The organism is Kribbella qitaiheensis (assembly GCF_042657745.1).
In the GTDB taxonomy this organism is placed as follows: Bacteria; Actinomycetota; Actinomycetes; order Propionibacteriales; family Kribbellaceae; genus Kribbella; species Kribbella qitaiheensis.
Genome location: NZ_JBHSKE010000015.1, coordinates 198,646 through 218,881, shown reverse-complemented (window position 1 = coordinate 218,881; position 20,236 = coordinate 198,646). Strand labels below are relative to the sequence as shown.

17 protein-coding genes are annotated in these 20,236 nt (G+C 68.1%); 5 read left to right on the top strand and 12 right to left on the bottom strand.

Going from position 1 to position 20,236, the window contains the following annotated elements:
• Positions 1-223: 223 nt before the first annotated feature.
• The 5 genes from ilvD to ACFPJ1_RS15000 all read right to left on the bottom strand — a co-directional run bounded on the left by ilvD (position 224) and on the right by ACFPJ1_RS15000 (position 6,881).
• Complete coding sequence (gene ilvD / locus ACFPJ1_RS15020) at positions 224-1,921, bottom strand: dihydroxy-acid dehydratase (protein WP_380104232.1); 1,698 nt, start codon at positions 1,919-1,921, stop codon at positions 224-226.
• A 106-nt stretch (positions 1,922-2,027) separates the two neighbouring features.
• The gene (locus tag ACFPJ1_RS15015) at positions 2,028-4,289 is read right to left on the bottom strand and encodes an MMPL family transporter (protein WP_380104231.1); all 2,262 of its coding nucleotides are present in this window, start codon (positions 4,287-4,289) and stop codon (positions 2,028-2,030) included.
• 169 nt (positions 4,290-4,458) lie between these two features.
• A complete protein-coding gene (locus ACFPJ1_RS15010) occupies positions 4,459-4,746 on the bottom strand; it encodes a ubiquitin-like small modifier protein 1 (protein WP_380104230.1) in 288 nt (95 codons plus the stop codon).
• Between the two features lie 79 nt (positions 4,747-4,825).
• Positions 4,826-5,914 (bottom strand): WD40/YVTN/BNR-like repeat-containing protein, encoded by a 1,089-nt coding sequence (locus tag ACFPJ1_RS15005; protein WP_380104229.1) that lies wholly within the window; start codon positions 5,912-5,914, stop codon positions 4,826-4,828.
• Positions 5,915-5,948: 34 nt separating this feature from the next.
• Positions 5,949-6,881 carry a 2-hydroxyacid dehydrogenase gene (locus tag ACFPJ1_RS15000; RefSeq protein WP_380104228.1) on the bottom strand — a complete coding sequence of 311 codons (933 nt, stop codon included), beginning with the start codon at positions 6,879-6,881 and terminating at the stop codon, positions 5,949-5,951.
• A gap of 197 nt (positions 6,882-7,078) precedes the next feature.
• Between ACFPJ1_RS15000 and ACFPJ1_RS14995 the strand changes: the two genes are divergently transcribed.
• Both ACFPJ1_RS14995 and ACFPJ1_RS14990 read left to right on the top strand, forming a co-directional pair.
• The gene (locus tag ACFPJ1_RS14995; protein ID WP_380104227.1) at positions 7,079-8,458 is read left to right on the top strand and encodes an FAD-binding oxidoreductase; all 1,380 of its coding nucleotides are present in this window, start codon (positions 7,079-7,081) and stop codon (positions 8,456-8,458) included.
• Positions 8,455-9,744: a class I SAM-dependent methyltransferase gene (locus ACFPJ1_RS14990; protein ID WP_380104226.1), complete on the top strand. Its 1,290-nt coding sequence runs from the start codon at positions 8,455-8,457 to the stop codon at positions 9,742-9,744. The genes ACFPJ1_RS14995 and ACFPJ1_RS14990 overlap by 4 nt, the downstream gene beginning before the upstream one ends.
• A 123-nt stretch (positions 9,745-9,867) precedes the next feature.
• On the opposite strand, the gene ACFPJ1_RS14985 is transcribed toward ACFPJ1_RS14990, so the two are convergent.
• The gene (locus ACFPJ1_RS14985; protein WP_380104225.1) at positions 9,868-10,368 is read right to left on the bottom strand and encodes a GNAT family N-acetyltransferase; all 501 of its coding nucleotides are present in this window, start codon (positions 10,366-10,368) and stop codon (positions 9,868-9,870) included.
• Positions 10,369-10,795: 427 nt separating this feature from the next.
• Between ACFPJ1_RS14985 and ACFPJ1_RS14980 the strand changes: the two genes are divergently transcribed.
• Positions 10,796-11,860 (top strand): PQQ-dependent sugar dehydrogenase, encoded by a 1,065-nt coding sequence (locus tag ACFPJ1_RS14980; protein WP_380104342.1) that lies wholly within the window; start codon positions 10,796-10,798, stop codon positions 11,858-11,860.
• A 52-nt stretch (positions 11,861-11,912) separates the two neighbouring features.
• On the opposite strand, the gene gatB is transcribed toward ACFPJ1_RS14980, so the two are convergent.
• From gatB to gatC, 3 genes are read right to left on the bottom strand one after another with little or no spacing between them, the layout of a single operon-like run.
• Complete coding sequence (gene gatB, locus ACFPJ1_RS14975; protein WP_380104224.1) at positions 11,913-13,415, bottom strand: Asp-tRNA(Asn)/Glu-tRNA(Gln) amidotransferase subunit GatB; 1,503 nt, start codon at positions 13,413-13,415, stop codon at positions 11,913-11,915.
• Positions 13,412-14,917, bottom strand: coding sequence for an Asp-tRNA(Asn)/Glu-tRNA(Gln) amidotransferase subunit GatA (gene gatA / locus ACFPJ1_RS14970; protein WP_380104223.1), 1,506 nt, complete (start codon positions 14,915-14,917; stop codon positions 13,412-13,414). Before gatA ends, gatB begins: the two co-directional genes overlap by 4 nt.
• Positions 14,917-15,216: an Asp-tRNA(Asn)/Glu-tRNA(Gln) amidotransferase subunit GatC gene (gene gatC, locus ACFPJ1_RS14965; protein ID WP_380104222.1), complete on the bottom strand. Its 300-nt coding sequence runs from the start codon at positions 15,214-15,216 to the stop codon at positions 14,917-14,919. Before gatC ends, gatA begins: the two co-directional genes overlap by 1 nt.
• A 227-nt stretch (positions 15,217-15,443) precedes the next feature.
• On the opposite strand from gatC, the gene ACFPJ1_RS14960 reads away from it, so the two are divergent.
• Positions 15,444-16,088, top strand: a complete 645-nt coding sequence (locus tag ACFPJ1_RS14960) for an amino acid-binding protein (protein ID WP_380104221.1) — start codon at positions 15,444-15,446, stop codon at positions 16,086-16,088.
• A gap of 62 nt (positions 16,089-16,150) precedes the next feature.
• Here ACFPJ1_RS14960 and ACFPJ1_RS14955 read toward each other — a convergent pair whose 3' ends face one another.
• Both ACFPJ1_RS14955 and ACFPJ1_RS14950 read right to left on the bottom strand, forming a co-directional pair.
• Positions 16,151-16,369 (bottom strand): hypothetical protein, encoded by a 219-nt coding sequence (locus ACFPJ1_RS14955; protein WP_380104220.1) that lies wholly within the window; start codon positions 16,367-16,369, stop codon positions 16,151-16,153.
• Positions 16,370-16,407: 38 nt separating this feature from the next.
• Positions 16,408-17,445 (bottom strand): PT domain-containing protein, encoded by a 1,038-nt coding sequence (locus ACFPJ1_RS14950; RefSeq protein WP_380104219.1) that lies wholly within the window; start codon positions 17,443-17,445, stop codon positions 16,408-16,410.
• A 78-nt stretch (positions 17,446-17,523) separates the two neighbouring features.
• On the opposite strand from ACFPJ1_RS14950, the gene ACFPJ1_RS14945 reads away from it, so the two are divergent.
• The gene (locus ACFPJ1_RS14945) at positions 17,524-17,946 is read left to right on the top strand and encodes a hypothetical protein (RefSeq protein ID WP_380104218.1); all 423 of its coding nucleotides are present in this window, start codon (positions 17,524-17,526) and stop codon (positions 17,944-17,946) included.
• A gap of 55 nt (positions 17,947-18,001) precedes the next feature.
• Here the strand turns inward: ACFPJ1_RS14945 and ligA are convergent, their stop codons facing one another.
• Entirely contained in the window at positions 18,002-20,131 is a 2,130-nt protein-coding gene (gene ligA / locus ACFPJ1_RS14940) for an NAD-dependent DNA ligase LigA (protein ID WP_380104217.1), read from the bottom strand.
• Positions 20,132-20,236: the final 105 nt, after the last annotated feature.

The window sequence follows — 20,236 nt, the reverse complement described above, 5'->3', positions numbered from 1 at the left end:
TGGATCACAGAAAACCTGCCTCAACAACAGAAAACCCCCTCCGCCGGGTGGGCTGAAGGGGGCGCGCTCGACTCTGGGTCGCGTCAGTCGGCGCGCCGCACAAGTACGAGGAGAATCGATCGCATGCAGTCACCTTTGCCGACTCCCCTCGATCCGGTCAAGCCTGGCGGAGATCCGTCCCACCAGTTGAGATGCTCGTCTTACTTCTGAACAGTTTAGGGCGTCAGATACAGACTGCTCCCTCGGAGGCCGATCCGACCAGCCGGCGATACTTGCCGAGGACGCCCTTGGTGATGGCCGGCTCCTTCGGGGACCAGCCCTCGCGGCGCCGCTCCAGCTCCTCCGGTTCGACATGCAGCTCGAGGGTCCGGTTCTTCACGTCGAGGGTGATCCGGTCGCCGTCGCGGACGAAGGCGATCGGGCCGCCGTCCACCGCTTCGGGGGCGACGTGTCCCACGCAGAGTCCCGTAGTACCGCCGGAGAAGCGGCCATCGGTCAGCAGCAGGACGTCCTTGCCCAGGCCCACGCCCTTGATCGCGCCGGTGACCGCGAGCATCTCGCGCATCCCCGGGCCGCCCTTCGGACCTTCGTACCGGATCACCACTACGTCACCGGCCTTCATCGAGCCGTCCTCGACCGCGTCCATCGCGCCCCGCTCGCCGTCGAACACCCGCGCGGTTCCCTCGAACACGTCGCTGTCGAAGCCCGCGCTCTTCACCACAGCGCCTTCCGGCGCGAGCGTGCCCTTGAGGATGGTGATGCCACCAGTGCCGTGGATCGGCCGGTCCAGCGCGCGGATGATCGTGCCGTCGACGTCCGGCGGCGCGATGTCGGCCAGGTTCTCCGCGAGCGTCTTGCCTGTCACGGTCAGGCAGTCGCCGTGCAGCAGACCGGCGTCGAGCAAGGCCCGCATCACCACCGGGATCCCGCCGACGCGATCGACGTCCGTCATCACGTACCGCCCGAACGGCTTCAGGTCGCCCAGATGCGGAACCTTGTCCCCGATCCGGTTGAAGTCGTCGAGGACCAGATCCACCTCGGCCTCACGAGCGATCGCCAGCAGATGCAGTACTGCGTTCGTCGAACCGCCCAGCGCCATCACCACAGCGATGGCGTTCTCGAAAGCTTCCTTGGTCAGAATCTGCCGAGCCGTGATCCCCTTCGCCAGCAGATTCACCACGGCCTCGCCCGATTTCCGGGCAAACCCGTCGCGACGGCGATCCACCGCGGGCGGAGCAGCCGAGCCCGGCAACGACATACCGAGTGCTTCAGCCGCTGATGCCATCGTGTTCGCCGTGTACATCCCACCGCAGGCACCCTCACCAGGGCAGATCGCGCGCTCGACGGCGTCCACGTCCTCGCGACTGATCAACCCTCGCGCACAAGCACCGACAGCCTCGAAGGCATCGATGATCGTGACGTCCTTGTCGCCGAGCCTCCCCGGCATGATCGACCCGGCGTACAGGAAGACCGACGCGAGATCGAGCCGAGCCGCAGCCATCAGCATGCCGGGCAGCGACTTGTCACAGCCGGCCAGCAGCACGGATCCGTCGAGCCGCTCGGCCTCCATCACCGTCTCCACCGAGTCGGCGATGATCTCGCGGCTCACAAGCGAGTAGTGCATCCCGACGTGGCCCATCGAGATCCCGTCGGACACGCTGATCGTGCCGAACTCCAGCGGGTACCCGCTCGCCGCGTGCACCCCGTCCTTGACGGCCTTCGCGAGGCGGTCGAGGGACAGGTTGCAGGGCGTGATCTCGTTCCAGCTGGAAGCGACTCCGATCTGCGGCTTCACCCAGTCGTCGTCACCCATCCCGACCGCCCGGAGCATCCCCCGGGACGCTGTGGCCTCGAGCCCGTCCGTGACGGTCCGGCTCCTCGGTTTGATGTCGGGCGTGGTCTGCGTGGCATCGGTCGACATGGTCCTCACTCTAGGACCAGGACCGCGTTCAAGGACCTGACCCCGGGTAGCGAGGAAGCCACCCGGGGTCAGGAAACCTGCTGGGCGTTCGGGAACCCTCTCGGTGTCAGGAGACGTGTTCGGGAGCCGGGGCCTTGCGCGCCGGGGGCTGCGGCGCCGGGCCACCCTCGAGCTGGATGTCCGGGATGATCCGGTCCAGCCAGCGCGGGAGCCACCAGGCCCTCTCGCCGAGCAGCGTCATCACCGACGGGACGAGCACCATCCGCACGATGCTGGCATCGATGAGCACCGCGACCGCCATACCAACCGCTAGCATCTTCACGGTCGGGTCGTCGTCGAGGACGAAGCTCAGGAAGACGACGACCATGATCGCCGCCGCCGTCGTGATCACGCGGGCCGTCGCGCCGATCCCGATCGCCACCGCGCGATGGCTGTCCTTGGTCGCGATCCACGCCTCATGGACCCGGGAGAGCAGGAAGACCTCGTAGTCCATCGACAGCCCGAACACGATGGCGAACATCAGCATCGGCACGAAGGACGGGATCGGGACCTTCTCCTCGATCCCGACCAGCGAGGATCCCCAGCCCCACTGGAAGACGGCGACGATCACGCCGTACGCGGCGCCGACCGACAGCAGGTTGAGGATCGCGGCCTTGACCCCGATCAGGATCGACCGGAAGGCGACCGTGAGCAGCAGGAACGCCAGCAGTACGACGGCCCCGATCAGCCACAGCATCCGCCCGGCCACCTTCTCGGTGAAGTCGACGTACCCCGCGGTGGTGCCGACCACGTAGGTCTGTTCCTGCTGCCCCGCCAGTACGTCGTCCCGGACTCGGTTGACCAGGTCCTCGGTGTCCGCCGACGAGGGCGACGTGGTCGGGATGACGTTGATGATCGCGGTGGTGCCGCTGCTGTTCGTACTGGGCGGCTGTACTGCGGCCACGCCCGGCGTCTTCTGCAGGGTGGACGCGAGGCTCGTCAACAGGGACTGCTTGTCGGTCGAGCTCTCACTCGGAAGGATCACGACCACCGTCAGCGGGCCGTTGGCACCCGGGCCGAATCCCTCGGCCACCAGGTCGTACGCCTTGCGGCTCGAATCCTCGGCCGGGTCGGTGCCGGCGTCGAGTTGCCCCAGATTCATCGACAACAGCGGGATGGCCAGGACGAGCAGGACGAGCGTGGCGACGATGCCGTAGGGCCACGGCCGTTCGCTCACCCGGCGTCCCCATCGCGCGAAGGCGCTCTGCTCGTGCTTGGCGTCGCGCCGCTCCCGCTCCTCCGCCCGGTGCTCCGCGATTGCCACCTCGTCCGGGAGATCGGCTTCGAGCTCTCGTTCTTCTGCGCGGTGTCGCCGGTCCGCTCCGTTCAGGACCAGCACCTTCGCGAGGCCGAGCAGGGCCGGGATGAGGGTGAGTGCAGCGAGGACGGTGACTGCGACCACGATGGCCGACGAGAGCCCGAGGGCGCCGACGAACGGCACACCCGAGACGTACAGCCCGAGGATCGCGATGACCACCGTGCCACCGGCGACCAGGATCGCGGCGCCGGAAGTCGATTCCGCCCGGCCGGCCGATTCCTCGACCGTCATACCGTCGTCCAACTGTTCACGGTGGCGGGACACCAGGAAGAGTCCGTAGTCGATCGCGACTCCCAGGCCGAGCAGGGTGGCGACCGTCGGCGCCGAGACCGGGAAGTCCTTCACGGCGGCGAGCAGGCCGAGGATGGCGAGTCCTCCGCCGACGCTGAAGACCGCGGCCACCAGCGGCAACCCGGCCGCCACGATGGACCGGAACATCAAGAACAGCAGCAACAAGGCGAGCCCGAGGCCGATCGCCTCCGAGAGCGCGTCATCCGCCTGTTTCCCGATCTGCCCGGCGCCGCCGCCGTACTCCACTTCGAGACCGGCGGCCCTGGCCGGTTGGACGGCCGCGTCCAGCGAGTCGAGGTACGTCGCGTCGAGCGAGGCCGGCACCACCGAGAACGAGACGGGAGCGTTGACGACGGACCCGTCCTTGGAGATGTACGCCGTCTGCGAGGTCGCCACCGGATCGGTGGCCGCGACGACATCGGGGAGTTTGGCGACGGCCGCCATCGACGTCTTGACCGCGTCGGCCTGATCCGAGACCTTGCCGGAGTTCGCGTGGAAGACGATGGAGCCGGAATAGCCGCCCTGGTTGGAGAAGTCCTTGTTCAGCACGCTCAGGCCGGCCGACGACTCGCTGCCCGGAACGGTGTAGTCGTTGACATAGGTGCCACCGAAGGCCGACCGGAGCACGAACAGTCCCGCGACAAGCACCACCCAGCCGCCGATGACGAACCAGTGATGACGAGCGGCCCCCCGGCCGAGACGATCGAGAAATGCGTGCATCCGGCACCTTCCCCCTGGGTGCCCGGACGCCGGCCGGGCCGCACCCACCACCGACGGTAAGTGCGCCCCCAACCTCGCCACAACCCCCGAGGCGCGGCCCAACTCCCCACGCTACAAAGCGATCACGTTCCGTCACCGAGCCGAAATCCCAACAACAGCCTTGGTTCGCTCAGCCGCCCGCGACGCTGGGGAGAATGAGGAGTTCGTCGCCGTCGGTCAGGGTGGTTCCCAGGCCGTCGAGGTCGCGGACGTTGTCGTTGCCGAGGAAGACGTTGACGTGGCGCCGGAGGGCGCCTTGCTCGTCGGTCAGGCGACGGCGCAGCGCCGGATGCTCCTGCTCCAGCGCGGCGAACACCGCGCCGACCGTGGTCTCCGCCTCTCCCGACGCGACCTCGACCCGCTCGACCCCACCCGCGAACGGCCTCAGCACCGTCGGCAACTTCACTAACACCGCCATCGATCCACCTTTCTTCAAGTTCCGCCACGACCCCGCCGCGCTGAGCTGAGCCGCGGCGGGCGACCCGCAGTACCGGGGGTCAGAGGACGGCGGCGCGGACGGTCAGGACGTCGGGCAGGTGTCGGGCCACCTCGGTCCAGGTGTCGCCGGCATCGGCGCTCGCGTAGACGCAGCCGTCGCGGGTCCCGAGGTAGACGCCCGCCGGGTCCGCTTGGTCTACACAGAGCGCGTCGCGCAGCACCGGCGCGTACGCCGGGACCTCGGGCAGGCCGGTCGTCAGCGCCTCCCAGGTCGATCCGGCGTCCCGGGACCGGTACACGTGGCACTTCCCGTCGGCGGGGATCCGGTTCGCGTCCGCGATCAGTGGGAAGACGTAGACCGTGTCGGGCTCGTGCGGGTGCACCACGATCGGGAACCCGAAGTCGGACGGCAGCCCGTCGGCGATCGACTTCCAGATCGTGCCGCCGTCGTCGGATCGGTAGACGCCGTGGTGGTTCTGCGCGAACATCCGCTCGGGCACCGCCGGGTGCCCCGCGAGCTTGTGGACGCACTGGCCGAACTCGGGGTCCGGGTCGGGCATGAAGTGCGCCTTGATCCCGTGGTTCGCGGGCTCCCACGAGTCACCGCCGTCGGCGGTCCGGTAGACCCCGCCGGTCGACATCGCGACGCTCATCCGGGCGGGGTCCGAGGGGTGCGGGAGCACGGTGTGAATCGCCTGCCCGCCGAAGCCCGCGCCCCAGTCCTTGCGGTGCGGGTGGTCCCACAGGCCGCGGACCAGCTCGAACGTCACTCCCCCGTCGGTCGACTTCCACAACGACGACGGCTGCGCTCCGGCGTACACGACTCCCGGCTGGTCGGCCGGCCCGGGCTGGATCTGCCAGACGCGCTCGAGCGAGGCGTCGGCCTCCGTGGGGAAGCCGATCGAGCCCTGCGGGGGCTCGTCCCAGGTCTTGCCGAGGTCGTCGCTGTGGAACACGGCCGGTCCCCAGTGCTCGCTGGTACCGCCGGTGAACAGCCGCGGCCGATCGCCACGGGTGTCGATACCGACGGAGTAGATGCCCTGCATCTCGAACTGCGGCCCGTCGAGCGTCCAGTTCCGGCGCTCGGCGTCGCTCCGTCCGATCCAGAGCCCTTTCTTGGTCCCGATCAGCAGTACGGCCTCGGACATCGTCGTCCCTCCAGATGGTTTGACACGGCATGGCTTAACGCGGCGGTCCCGCCACGATGTTGATCAGCGGTTCACCCTTGGCATAGCGCTCCAGCTGGGCACGGACCAGCCTCGCCACCCGCGGCTCGAACGCCGTCGAGGCGCCGCCGCGATGCGGGTTGATCAGCACGTTCGGAGCCGACCAGAGCGGATGCCCGGCCGGCAGCGGCTCGGGATCCGTCACATCCAGCGCCGCGTGGATCCGCTCGGTGGTCAGTTCGGCGAGCAACGCGTCGGTGTCCACGACGACTCCGCGCGCGACGTTGACCAGCAGCGCGCCGTCTTTGAGCTGGGCGAGGAACTTCGCGTCGACCATGCCGCGCGTCTCGTCGGTCGCCGGCGTCAGCAGTACGACGACGTCGGCGCGCGGCAGCAACGTCGGCAGGTCGGTGGTGGGGTGAACGCCTTCCCGCGCCCGCCGCGCCACCCGGATCACGTCGCACTCGAACCCGTCGAGCCGTCGCTCCAGCGCCTCCCCGATCGACCCGTAGCCGAGGATCAGCACGGTCCGGTCGGCGAGCGAGTCGTCGAGCTCCCGGTACGACGAGGGCCACTCGCCGCGCTCCTGGTTCCTCACCGCGCGGGGCAGCCGCCGGTACGTCGCCAGGATCAGCCCGACCGCCAGCTCCGCGGTGGACGCGTCGTGGACACCCCGGGCATTGCACAAGGTGACCTCGTCGCGCAGGTGCGGCAGCAGGTTCTCGAACCCGGCCGTCTGGGTCTGCACGACCTTGAGCGCGGGCATGTCCCGGATCACCTCGACCACATCGGACGAGCCCATGTAGTTGGGCACGTAGAACTCGACCGAGTCCAGCGAGTCCGGCCGGTCACCGCCCACGTAGTACTCCGGGTCGAAGCCTGCCGGCAGGCCACCGAGGAAGCTGTCCGGGTCCTGCCACGGCAGCCACGTCTTCACCGCATCAACCATGATCGGCAACCTACTCGCACCTCCGGACAGTTTTCGAGCCACTCACCCGGTACGTCGGAGCCGGTGCCGGCCGCTCGACATCCGGTCCTGGGAAATCTTTGCGAGTCGTAGAACCACTGGACCGAGTGGTCCTAAAGCTCGCTCGAAGGTGATGAGAATTCCGTGCCGAGGCCGAATTCTCGGAGTACGTTGGATCGGTGCCTACGACATCGGATCTGGCCTCGACTCTCGATCACGATCAGGCGGTAGGGCGGTTGCGAGAGTCCTATCAGCGCATCCCCGCCGGTGCACCGGTCCGGCTGGCGAAGCGCAGCTCCAACCTGTTCCGCCCGCGAACCCAGGTGGACACTCCGGGCCTCGACGTCTCAGGGCTCACCGGGGTGATCAGGGTCGATCCGGTCGGACGGACGGCCGATGTCCAGGGCATGTGTACGTATGAGGACCTGGTGGCGGCGACCCTCCCGCATGGCCTGATGCCGATGGTCGTGCCGCAGTTGCGCACGATCACACTCGGCGGCGCGGTCACCGGGCTCGGGATCGAGTCGTCGTCGTTCCGCGCCGGCCTGCCGCACGAGTCCGTGCTCGAGCTGGACATCCTGACCGGCGCCGGCGAGATCATCACCGCTCGCCCGGACGGCGAGCACGCCGACCTCTTCCGGACCTTCCCGAACTCCTACGGCTCGCTCGGCTACGCGACCCGGCTGCGGATCGAGCTCGACCGGATCTCGCCGTACGTCGCGCTGCGGCACGTGCGGCTCGGCCTGGACGAGCTCGGCCCGGCGATCGAGTCGATCGTTGCCGACAGCACCTACGACGGCGAGCCGGTGCACTTCGTCGACGGGGTCGCGTTCAGCCCGGACGAGGCCTATCTGACGTTGGGCCGCAACAGCGACACCGCAGTACGGACGAGTGACTACACGGGTCAGCAGATCTTCTACCGGTCGATCCAGCAACGATCGACCGACTTCCTCACCGCGAACGACTACCTGTGGCGGTGGGACACCGACTGGTTCTGGTGCTCGCAGGCCTTCGGCGCGCAGAACCCTTATGTACGGCGGATCTGGCCGCGGCGGCTGCGGCGCAGCGACGTCTACCACAAGATCATCGGTTTCGAGAACCGCCATCAGGTTGCCGCGCGCATCAATCGCCGCAAGGGCAACCCGGACCGCGAACGGGTCGTCCAGGACGTCGAGATCCCGGCGTCGAGGCTGGCGGGGTTTCTGCGCTGGTTCGACGCCGAGGTGGGGATGCGGCCGATCTGGCTCTGCCCGCTGCGGCTGCGCGGGGACGCCTCCTGGCCGTTGTATCCGCTGAAACCGGGCGAAACCTATGTAAACGTGGGCTTCTGGGGCACGGTCGCGATCGCCCCGGGCGCCGCCGACGGTGACGTGAACCGCCGGATCGAGGCCGCCGTCGCAGACTTCGACGGGCACAAATCGCTGTACTCCGACGCTTACTACGACCGAGACACCTTCGACCAGCTGTACAACGTCCCGGCCCTCACCGAGGTGAAAGAACGGTACGACCCCGACGCCCGGCTCACCGGGCTCTACGAAAAGGCGGTGACGCGCCGATGACCGCAACGATCACGACGCAGGTTTCCATCGCAGGTGCGCTCACAGCGGTCGCACCTGTCGGTCTTCCCTTCCGGTTCACCGCGTACGACGGCAGCGCGACCGGGCCCGAGGACTCCCCGATCCACATGCACCTCGCGACCGAGCGAGGGCTGTCGTACATCCTGACCGCGCCGGGTGACCTCGGCCTGGTCCGGGCTTACGTACAAGGCGATCTGGAGATCGAGGGCGTCCACCCGGGCAACCCGTACGACCTGATGAAGATGATGCTCAACCAGGTCCACTTCGAGCGGCCCACTCCCGCGGAGGCCCTGCGGATCGTCCGCGGCCTCGGTTGGAGCCACCTCAAGCCGCCTCCCCCGCCGCCCCAGGAGCACCTGCCGCGCTGGCGCCGTACCTTCGAAGGTCTCCGGCACTCCCGCAGCCGCGACAAGGCCGCGATCCACCACCACTACGACGTGTCGAACACCTTCTACGAGTACATCCTCGGTCCGTCGATGACCTACACCTGCGCGGTGTTCCCGACCGAGGACGCGACGCTGGAGGAGGCGCAGTTCGAGAAGTACGACCTGGTCGCCCGCAAGCTGGACCTCAAGCCGGGGCAGCGCCTGCTCGACGTCGGCTGCGGCTGGGGCGGCATGGTCCGCCACGCGGCCCGCGAGTACGGCGTGAAGGCGCTGGGCGTGACACTCTCCGCGGCACAAGCCGAGTGGGCCCAGAAGGCGATCAAGCGCGAGGGCCTGGAGGACCTGGCAGAAGTCCGGTTCTCCGACTACCGCGACGTCTCGGAGCACGACTTCGACGCGATCAGCTCCATCGGCCTAACCGAACACATCGGCGTCCGCAACTACCCGTCGTACTTCGGCTTCCTGCTCGACCACCTACGCCCCGGCGGCCGGCTCCTCAACCACACCATCACCCGCCCGGACAACCGCTACCGCTCAACCGGCGCCTTCATCGACCGCTACATCTTCCCCGACGGCGAACTCATCGGCTCCGGCCGCATCATCGCCGAAGCCCAGGACGCCGGCTTCGAAGTCCGCCACGAAGAAAACCTCCGTGAGCACTACGCCCTGACCCTGACCGGCTGGTCCGAAAACCTGGAATCCAACTGGGACGCCGCGGTCGCCGAGGTCGGCTACCCCACCGCAAAGGTCTGGGGCCTTTACCTAGCAGCCTGCCGAGTCGGCTTCGAACGCAACAACACCCAACTACACCAAATCCTCGCAGTAAAACTAGACGCCAACGCCAACGCCCACTTCCCCCTCCGCCCCACCTGGGGCAGCTAAGCAGACGGCGCTGCCCGCTGCGCCTCCCTCGAGGTACCGGAACTCAAGCGTGGTCGGCCCTTCCGCATCAAACGGATGGGCCGAACCACGTCTTCACGCCGGCTGTAAGCTTTTACCTCCGCTTCACGGCCGGAGTACCAGGTCGCGCTGATACCAACTGCCTGGCTTGCCGCCGAGGTCGGCCGGGTCAGCTGGGCCGACCAGGACGAACCCGGCTTTGGTCAGCACCTTCTGGGACGCGGCATTCTGGTGGGCGGTGGCCGCCCGCAGCGTGCGCAGCCCGTACTGCGACGCCGCCAGCCGGCACAACTCCCGAACGGTCTCGGTCGCCACGCCGCGGCCGGCGACGTGCTGCGCGACCCGGTAGCCGAGTTGCGCAGTGCGATCCTCGATGTCGACCAGGTTGAACCTCCCGAGTACCGAGCCGTCTTCGGCGACGAGCACGTGGAAAGCGCAGATGCCGGCCTCCTGCTCGGCGAGCAAAGCGTTGTAGCGGTCGGTGAACTGGTCGAAGAAGTCGTCGCCGCGGTCGGAGATCGAGGCAGCGAAGTAGGTGCGGTTCGCCAGCTCGAAGGCCAGGACCGCCGGGGCATGACCACCATGCAGTTGCTTCAGTTCGGGCACTGTCCGACTCTACCCAGATGGCACGCTGAGGCCACCTGGGTTTCCGGCAGCGGCAGACAGCCGCAAGACCAGGGCACATAACGATCTACGACTGTCGTACTAGCCAAGGACAACAACGACATGCGACGGCCATTCGTCATCGTCGACGAGTATCTGCGGCTCGACTTGCTCGCTGCTTGTGGCTACGGGGTGGTCACAACTGGCAAAAGATGCAACCGGAGGGTGGTTGGGCGGTGTATGTCTCGGGGTGGGTGGCGCTGGTGGCAAAACGCTGGGGCCGGTTGAGCGTTGGTGGGGTCAGTAGGTTGGGGGTACTTGAGCGAGGGAGACGATGGTGCTGAAGGCGAAGGTCGGGTCGGCCGGGCTGGTTGCTGTGGTGGCGCTGGTGGCCGGGTGTTCGGACGGAGGTGGGGATGCTGCGCCGTCTGTGTCTACGTCCAGTCCGACCACCACGAGTACGACGCCTGCACCTAGTAGTTCTGCGCCTAGTAGTCCTGCGACGACCACTAGTGCGCCGGCTGGGCCGGTTAAGTTGACTGTGGCTGGGGATGTTGCGACCGGGATTGAGGTGCCTTGGGGGTTGGCCTTCTTGCCTGACAAGAGTGCGCTTGTGGCTGAGCGGGACTCTGGGCGGGTCAAGCGGGTGGCGGGCAGCAGCGTCAGTGACGTCGGGACCGTGCCGGGGGTAGATCCGTCGTCTGAGGGTGGGTTGCTGGGGCTTGCGGTGGATCCGCAGTATCCGCAGAGACCCTATGTGTATGCCTACTACAGCAGCGGCGATGACAACCGGATCGCCAGGCTGACCTACAGCAACAACCGGATCAGCAGCCCCCAGGTGATTCTCGACGGCATCCCGGCGGCGGCGATCCACAACGGGGGCAGGCTCAGGTTCGGGCCGGATGGGTTCCTGTACGCCGGGACGGGTGACGGGGCGGATCGGCCGAACTCGCAGGACGACAACTCGCTCGGCGGCAAGATTCTGCGGATCACCACCGACGGCAAGCCGGCGCCCGGCAACCCCGGGAACAGGCTCTGGTTCTCCAAGGGCCACCGCAATGTCCAGGGCCTCGCGTTCGATGGAAACCAGTTGTACGCCGCGGAGTTCGGCCAGAACACGTGGGACGAGCTGAACGCGATCACCGCGGGGGCGAACTACGGGTGGCCCGGCGCCGAGGGGATCAGCAAGATCGACGGGCTGGTGGATCCGATCGCGCAGTGGAAGACGAGTGACGCTTCGCCGTCCGGCATAGCGTTTGCCCAGGGCCACATCTTCATGGCGGGCCTCAGAGGTGAGCGACTCTGGGCGATTCCCGTTGCCGGTGGCAAGCGAACCGGCGAGCCGGTCGCGTTCTTCACCGGGAAGTACGGCCGGCTTCGTACGGTCGAGGCGGCTCCAGACGGATCACTGTGGCTGACCACGTCCAACACCGACGGCCGCGGCGACCCCAAAAACGGCGACGACCGCATCCTTCGGGTCACGATCAGCAGATAGACGACAAACCGCCGGGTCCGGCAGACGAGCCGGACCCGGCGGAGTATCGAAGCTAGATCCCGAGCTTGGAGTTGACCAGCTCCCGGACCTTCGCGGCGTCGGCCTGGCCGCGCATGTCCTTCATCACCGCGCCGATCAGCGCGCCGGCCGCAGCGGGCTTGCCCGACTGGACCTTCTCCACCACGTCCGGGTTCGCCGCGATCGCCCGGTCGACGGCCTCGCCCAGCGCGGAGTCGTCGGACACCAGCGCAAGACCGCGTGCCTCGATGATCTCGGCCGGCGTGCCCTCGCCCTTCACCAGACCGTCGAAGACCTGACGCGCGAGCTTGTCGTTCAGCGCGCCCTCGTCGACGAGCTTCTGTACTTCGGCGACCACCTCCGGCCCGACGCCCAGATCACCGAGCTCCTTACCGCTCTCGTTCGCCGCGCGGGCCAGCTCGCCCAGCCACCACTTCTTGGCGGCCGAGGCGTCCACCCCGAGGTCGACGGTCTTCACGATCAGCTCGAGCGCACCGCCGTTGATGACGTCGCGCATCTCCAGATCGGTGAAGCCCCAGTCGGTCTGCAGCCGCGCCCGGCGGACCGGCGGGGCCTCGGGCAACGTCGCCCGGATCTCCTCGACCCACTCGCGAGCCGGTGCGACCGGGACAAGGTCCGGCTCCGGGAAGTACCGGTAGTCGTCGGCGTCGGACTTCTCCCGGCCCGAAGTGGTGATGCCGGTGTCCTCGTGCCAGTGCCGCGTCTCCTGCAGGATCTTGCCGCCGGTCGACAGGATCGCCGCCTGCCGGGTGATCTCGTAGGTGATCGCGCGCTCGACCGATCGGAACGAGTTCACGTTCTTCGTCTCGGTCCGCGTCCCCAGAGCCGAAGTTCCGTGGGGCTTGAGCGACACGTTCGCGTCGCACCGCAGCGACCCCTGGTCCATCCGTACGTCGGAGACGTCCAGCGCGAGCAGCAGATCCCGCAGCATGCTCACGTACGCACGCGCGACAGCGGCGGCCTTCGCCGGCGGCACCTCGATCGTCTTGGTGACGATCTCGATCAGGGGGATACCGGCCCGGTTGTAGTCGACCAGCGAGTGCGAGGCGCCGTGGATCCGGCCGGTCGCGCCACCGACGTGGGTGGACTTGCCGGTGTCCTCCTCCATGTGGGCGCGCTCGATCTCGATCCGGTACGTCTCCCCGTCGACGACGACCTCGGTCCACCCGTTGAAGGCGATCGGCTCGTCGTACTGCGAGGTCTGGAAGTTCTTCGGCATGTCCGGGTAGAAGTAGTTCTTCCGGGCGAACCGGCACCACTCGGCGATCTCGCAGTTCAGCGCGAGGCCGATCTTGATCGCGGACTCGACCGCGCGCGCGTTCACCACCGGCAGGGCGCCGGGCAGACCAAGACAAACCGGGCAAGTCTGGGTGTTCGGCGGCGCGCCGAACTCGGTCGGGCAGCCGCAGAACATCTTCGACTTCGTGTTCAGCTCGACGTGGACCTCGAGACCCATCACCGGGTCGTACTGCGCCAGCGCCTCGTCGATGGGCAGCACATCGGCAACAACAGTCATCGGGTGACCTCCAGCTCCGGAGCCTTCGACATCAGTACCCCGCCCCACTGGTCGGCCAGGGCGCTCTCCAGCGCGGCCCCCACCTGGTACAGCAGGTCGTCGCGCATCACCGGGGCCATCACGTGGAAGCCGACCGGCATGCCGTCCTCGTCGGCCAGGCCGACCGGGAACGACGCCGCCGCGTTGCCCGCCAGGTTCGACGGGATGGTGCAGAGGTCGTTCTTGTACATGGCGATCGGGTCGTTCACCCGGTCGCCGATCGCGAACGCCGTGGTCGGCGTCGCTGGCGAGACGAGCACGTCGACCTGCTCATAAGCCCGAGCGAAGTCCCGCGCTATCAGCGTGCGGACCTTCTGCGCCTGGCCGTAGTACGCGTCGTAGTACCCGCTGGACAGGGCGTGCGTGCCGAGCATGATCCGGCGCTTGACCTCGTCGCCGAAGCCGGCCTCGCGGGTCAGGCTCATCACCTTCTCCGCGTCGTTCTCGCCGTCGTCGCCGACCCGCAGGCCGAACCGCATCGCGTCGAACTTGGCCAGGTTGGACGACGCCTCGCTCGGCAGGATCAGGTAGTACGCCGGCAGCGCGTACTGGAAGTGCGGGCAGGACACCTCGACCACCTCGGCGCCGAGCTTGGTGAGCAGCTCGACCGCCTCGTGGAAGCGCGCCTCGACGCCGGGCTGGTACCCCTCGCCGCCGAGTTCCTTCACCACGCCGATCCGCATCCCGGTCACGTCACCGTTCCGCGCCGCGGCGACCACCGGCGGCACGTCCTGGTTGATCGAGGTGGAGTCCATCGGGTCCCAGCCGGCGATCGCCTCGTGCAGCAGGGCCGCGTCGAGGGTGGTCCGCGCGCACGGGCCCGGGGTGTCCAGGCTGCTCGCCAGCGCGATCAACCCGTACCGCGAGGTCCCGCCGTACGTCGGCTTGATGCCAACGGTGCCGGTGAAGGCGGCGGGCTGGCGGATCGAGCCACCGGTGTCGGTACCGATCGCCAGCGGTGCCTGGTACGCCGAGATCGCGGCCGAGGAACCACCACCGGAACCACCGGGGATCCGGTTCAGGTCCCACGGGTTGTGCGTCGTGCCGTACGCCGAGTTCTCCGTCGACGAGCCCATCGCGAACTCGTCCATGTTCGTCTTGCCGAGGATCACGATGCCGGCCGCCCGCAACCGCTTCACCACGGTCGAGTCGTACGGCGGCTTCCAGCCCTCGAGGATCTTCGAGCCGGCGGTGGTCGGCACACCCTCCTGGGTGAGCACGTCCTTCAACGCCAGCGGTACGCCGGCCAGCGGGCCGAGGTTCTCCCCCGCCGTCCGGCGCGAGTCGACGTCGGCCGCCTGCGCCAGCGCGCCCTCGGTGTCCACGTGCAGGAACGCGTGTACTGCGGGGTCCGTCCCAGCGATCCGGTCCAGGTGTGCCTGGGTGATCTCCACCGAGCTGGTCTCGCCGCTGCTCATCAGGTCCGCGAGCTCGACCGCTGTCTTACGGGTCAGGTCGGACATCACGCCTCCTCGGTCAGGATCCGCGGCACCCGGAAACGCTGCTCCTCCGCGGCCGGCGCGCCGGACAGCGCCTGCTCCGGCGTCAGGCACGGAACGTTCACGTCCTCGCGCATCACGTTGCTCAGCGGCAACGCGTGCGAGGTCGGCGGGATGTCCTCGGCGGCCACGTCGCTGACCTGCGCGACCAGGCCGATGATCTGGTCGAGCTGCGGTGCGAGGTGGTCGAGCTCGGCGTCGGAGAGCTCGATCCGCGCCAGTCGCGCGAGGTGCGCGACCTCTTCGCGGGTAATCGATGGCATGAAGGGATCCAATGGTCTACAGCGAGTTACTGAGGTGCGTCGGAAGCGACTCACACCTGCGGACCGGCCCATCCTAGTAGGCCGGTGTGACACCTGTGTTGCCGATTCCCCGGGGCCGAAAATGAGGACCAGCTGAGAGCCCCGGGCGTGTCACTTTGTTCCGCTCTGTAACATGGGCCGCGACAGGGCGTAACGTGCGCGGTATTCGGGTGGGAGATGATCGTTCGGTGTTCCTGCTGCGATTGATCATCCCCGATCGGCCCGGTTCGCTGGGCACCGTGGCGACGGCTCTCGGCGAGGTGGCCGCCGACATCCACGCGATCGAGATCGTGGAGCACCGGCGTGAGAACGGCACCGCCGTCGACGACATCGTGGTCGACCTGCCGCCGGGTGTCCTGCCCGACCGGCTCGTCTCCGCCTGCAACAGCGTGCCCGACGTCGAAGTGATCTGGTTCTCCCGGTACGGCGCAGGAGGCGGCCTGCACATGGACCTCGAAGCCGTCGAGCAGATGACCTCTGCTCCGGCCGAAGCGGTCGACATTCTGGTCGAGCAGGCCCCCGCAGTACTGCACGCAGACTGGGCGGCCTTGCTGGACGGCACCGGCAGCGAGATCAAGGTCGCGCTGGAGACTAGCGCCACGCCCGAGTTCGGCCAGTTGGTCGACCAGTGGCTGCCGCTGGAGAAGGCGACCACGCTGGTTGCTCCGGACCACAAGGGCCTGGCCGAATCGGTACTGGTCGCGGCGCCGCTGGAGTCGAATCGGCGCGTGCTGGTGATCGGCCGACGCGGCGGCCCCGAATTCCTCGGCTCCGAGGTCGCTCGCCTGAGCTATCTGGCCAGCCTCGCGGTCACCATCCGCGCCACCGCCTAGAACCCACCCAGACAGCGAAAGTGGGGCCTCCTGATCAGGAGGCCCCACTTTCGGTGTGATGTCTAGTTCAGCTGGAAGTAGGCGAGGGTCCAGAGCCCCGCGATGATGAGCAGGACGACGACGCCGACCAGGGCGACCATCACGATCGCCTGGACGTTGCTGCCGTCGCGTTCCGGCAGATCGAACTGGGTCGGCCCCCAAGGGCCGCCCCCGTCCACCCGCTGGAGCGACTCGGGCGGCGGCTTCACCACCGCCCGACGCTCCCGCCGATCGCGCTTCATCTCACCTCAGGCTTCGTCGCGATCCTTCAGACCGCGGCTCACACGTAGAACGACTCGTAACGGATGGAGATCGTCTGCGACCGGTAGCTGTCGTCGTTGTTGCCGGTGATCTCTACCCGCCACCCGGACACATATGAAGCGTACGACTTGCCGTCGTTGTGTGCCTCGACGTACGCCTTCAGTGCCGCTACGTCCGGTCCCTGGACCGCCGTGAACCCGTCGGCGATGACCGCCGGGATCGCCGCCTTCACGTCGGCTGGCTCACCCGAGGCGCGCATCTCGAAGGACCGGATGCCGCCGCTCGTGCCGCCGTACCCGTAGATGCTCTGCGAGCCGTACTTACCGACCGTCTTGCGGCAGGACGAGGTGCAGGTGTACTGCTTCGACTTCAGCGCCGCGTACATCTGCGCCTCGGTGGTGGTGAACTGCTTGCGGGGCAGATCGTACGAGTCGGAGCCGGACTTGCCGCCGGACAGCTGCAGGTCGTCACCGTTGTTACGGAGCTGGAACTCGCCCCAGGTACTGCCGATCTTGCCGGTCTTCTGGCCGGTCTTCACGGCGTCCTGGATCTTGACCACCTCGCTGCCGCCGAAGGTGTCGTTGCCGATCGCCTGCAACGCCGCGTCGAAGGTGACCTTGGCGTTGTTGATGTTGTCCGAGTCCTCGGACCGCAGCAGCACGCCGATGACGGTGCCGTCCGGCTGGAACTGGAAGATCGCCTCGGCCGAGGTCGCGTCCTTGTACTTGAAGCAGCCGCGGTGCGCACCCTGCGCGCCGTTGAACAGGTCGCTGCACTGGTATCCGTCGGCCTGCAGCTTGTCGGTCGCGGACTTCGCCTGACCGGTCGCGTTGCCGAGCTCGCCACCGGGCGGAGAGGACGGCTCACCGCTCGGCTCACCCGACGGCTCACCCGACGGCTCGCCGGACGGCTCCGTGGAGGGGTCGCCCGTCGGCTGCGTCGTGGTCGTCGGGTTCGAGATGGGCTCGTCGTCACCGCCGAGCGCCTTGACGCCCAGGAAGATCAGCAGGCCGACCAGGACCAGCGCGATCAGACCACCGCCGACGAACAGCGGCATCTTGTCCTTGGGAAGACCACCCTTGTTCGGACCGCCGGGTCCACCGGTCTGCCAGGGCTGCTGACCGCCCTGCTGCTGGTGCTGCCAGCCACCTTGCTGCTGCTGTCCCCAGGGCTGCTTCTGGTACCCACCGGGCTGCTGTCCCCCCGGCTGACCGCCTTGCGGGCCACCGGGCCGCTGGCCCCAACCGCCCTGGCCGGGCTGCTGCCCCTGCCCTGGCTGCCCATGCCCTGGCTGCTGGCCCTGGTGCTGAGGCTGTTGGCCCCATCCGCCGCCACCTTGCTGCGGAGGTTGACCCTGGCCCGGATGGACCGGCGGTTGACCTGGCTGCTGGCCACCGGGGCGCTGGCCCCAGCCACCGCCACCCTGGCCCGGCTGCTGTCCCCAGCCACCTTGACCTGGCTGTCCCCCTTGCCCGCCCGGCTGGCCCCCCGGCTGCCCAGGACCCCACGGCCCTTGTGGCGGCGTCGTCATATGCGCTCCTTAGAAACCCACGTGTAGAAGGTGCAAACTAACAGTCCGACGGCTCAATACCCGCGCCGGATCCACCGGTCAGCTATGCATCTTCAGGAGCGGGGTTCGTCGCCAGCGCGGCGGCCGCGTCGGGCCCTGCTTCCAGCAGGGCTTGGAATCCGGTCGAGTCCAGAATCGGTACGCCGAGCTGGACGGCCTTGTCGTACTTGGAGCCCGGCGAGTCGCCGACGACCACGAACGACGTCTTCTTCGACACCGAACTGGCCACCTTGCCACCGCGCGACACGATCGCCTCGGTCGCCTCGTCGCGGCTGAATCCCTCGACCGTGCCGGTGACCACGATCGACAACCCGGTCAGGGTCTGCTCGACGGTCGGGCCGGTCCGCTCCTGGCGTAGCTGGACGCCGGCGGCCTTCCACTTGTCCACGATCGCCTGGTGCCAGTCGACCTCGAACCACTCGATCACCGCGTGCGCGATGGTCGGGCCGACGCCCTCGATCTGGGACAGCTCCTCCTCCGAGGCGGCCCGGATCGCATCGATGTCGTCGTACGCCGCGGCGAGCGCGGCCGCCGCGGTCGGGCCGACGTGGCGGATCGACAGCGCGACGAGTCCGCGGGACAGCGGCTGGGCCTTCGCCTGCTCGAGGTTCGCGACCAGCTTCTGCGAGTTGGCCGACAGCGTCCCGGCCTTGGTGGTGAAGAAGGAACTGCTGGCCAGGTCCTCGTCGGTCAGCGCGAACAGGTCGCCCTCGTCGGCGATCAGCCCGCTGCTGATCAACGCGTCCGCGGCCTTGAAGCCGAGCACCTCGATGTCGAAGGCGGACCGGCCGGCCAGGTGGAAGAGCCGCTCGCGCAACTGCGCCGGGCAGGACCGGGAGTTGGGGCAGCGGATGTCGATGTCCCCCTCCTTCATCGGCCGCAGCTCGGTCCCGCAGGAGGGACACTCGGTCGGCATCACCCAGGGCTCCGCGTCGTCCGGGCGCAGCTCGATCACCGGGCCGAGGATCTCCGGGATCACGTCGCCCGCCTTGCGCAGTACGACGGTGTCGCCCGGGTAGACGCCCTTGCGCTCGACCTCCTTGGCGTTGTGGAGGGTGGCGAACTCCACCGTCGAGCCGGCCACCCGGACCGGTTCCATCACGCCGTACGGGGTGACGCGGCCGGTGCGGCCGACGTTGACCTCGATGGCGAGGAGCTTGGTGGTGACTTCTTCCGGCGGGTACTTGTACGCGATCGCCCAGCGTGGGGCGCTCGAGGTGGAGCCGAGCGCGCGTTGCAGGTCGACCTCGTCCACCTTGACCACGACGCCGTCGATCTCATGGTCCACCGAGTGCCGGTTCTCTCCGTAGTACGCGATGAACTCGTTCACCTCGTCGAGCGTGCCGACCCGGCGGGCGCGATCGCTGACCGGGAGCCCCCACGCCTTCAGCTGCTCGTACGCCGAGGACAACCGGCTGACGTGATACCCCTCCACGCGCCCGAGACCGTGTACTACGAAGCGGAGCGGGCGGGCCGCCGAGACCCGCGGGTCCTTCTGCCGCAGGGACCCGGCGGCGCCGTTGCGCGGGTTCGAGAACGGGTCCTTGCCGGCCTCGACGAGTTGCGCATTGAGGTCGGCGAAGTCCTCGACCCGGAAGAACACCTCACCGCGCACCTCGAGGAACGTCGGCAGATCGTCGCCTTCCAGCTGGTTCGGGATGCTCTTGATGGTCCGGACGTTCAGCGTGACGTCCTCACCGGTCCGGCCGTCGCCGCGGGTGGCGCCGGTAACGAGCCGGCCGTTCTCGTAGACCAGGTCGAGCGCGAGCCCGTCGACCTTGAGCTCGCAGATGAAGCCGCTGTCGAGGATCTGCTGGACCGTGACCTCGCGCTCCAGCCGCTTCGCCCAGGCGTCCATCTGCTCGGCGGAGAACGCGTTCCCCAGGCTCTCCATCCGGGTCGGGTGGTCGACCGCGGTGAACAGCGTCGAGATCGGGATGCCGACCTTCTGCGTCGGGGAGTCCGGCGTGCGGAGCTCGGGGTACTCCTCCTCGATCCGCTGCAGCTCGTGCATCAGCTCGTCGAAGTCGGCGTCGGAGATGGTCGAGGCGGCCATGTAGTAGCGGAACCGGTGCTCCTCGATCTCCCGGCTCAGCTCGGCATGCCGCTCGCGCACCTTCGGCGGCGCGGCGGGCTGGTCAGCGGCAGTGGTGTCGGGAATCTCCGTACTCATGAGCAAAACCTACCGCCGCCCACCGACGATTCTCGGTACTTCGCTTGCGTCCGAAGAACCGAGGGTCCTGACCCTCAGTTGTTCGGACGCAAGGATTCAGCGTCG

Coding starts and splice junctions, on each gene's coding strand:
- ilvD (WP_380104232.1), bottom strand. CDS start 1,921: ATGTCGACCGATGCCACGCAGACCACGCCCGACATCAAACCGAGGAGC.
- ACFPJ1_RS15015 (WP_380104231.1), bottom strand. CDS start 4,289: ATGCACGCATTTCTCGATCGTCTCGGCCGGGGGGCCGCTCGTCATCAC.
- ACFPJ1_RS15010 (WP_380104230.1), bottom strand. CDS start 4,746: ATGGCGGTGTTAGTGAAGTTGCCGACGGTGCTGAGGCCGTTCGCGGGT.
- ACFPJ1_RS15005 (WP_380104229.1), bottom strand. CDS start 5,914: ATGTCCGAGGCCGTACTGCTGATCGGGACCAAGAAAGGGCTCTGGATC.
- ACFPJ1_RS15000 (WP_380104228.1), bottom strand. CDS start 6,881: ATGGTTGATGCGGTGAAGACGTGGCTGCCGTGGCAGGACCCGGACAGC.
- ACFPJ1_RS14990 (WP_380104226.1), top strand. CDS start 8,455: ATGACCGCAACGATCACGACGCAGGTTTCCATCGCAGGTGCGCTCACA.
- gatB (WP_380104224.1), bottom strand. CDS start 13,415: ATGACTGTTGTTGCCGATGTGCTGCCCATCGACGAGGCGCTGGCGCAG.
- gatA (WP_380104223.1), bottom strand. CDS start 14,917: ATGTCCGACCTGACCCGTAAGACAGCGGTCGAGCTCGCGGACCTGATG.
- gatC (WP_380104222.1), bottom strand. CDS start 15,216: ATGCCATCGATTACCCGCGAAGAGGTCGCGCACCTCGCGCGACTGGCG.
- ACFPJ1_RS14955 (WP_380104220.1), bottom strand. CDS start 16,369: ATGAAGCGCGATCGGCGGGAGCGTCGGGCGGTGGTGAAGCCGCCGCCC.
- ACFPJ1_RS14950 (WP_380104219.1), bottom strand. CDS start 17,445: ATGCCGCTGTTCGTCGGCGGTGGTCTGATCGCGCTGGTCCTGGTCGGC.
- ligA (WP_380104217.1), bottom strand. CDS start 20,131: ATGAGTACGGAGATTCCCGACACCACTGCCGCTGACCAGCCCGCCGCG.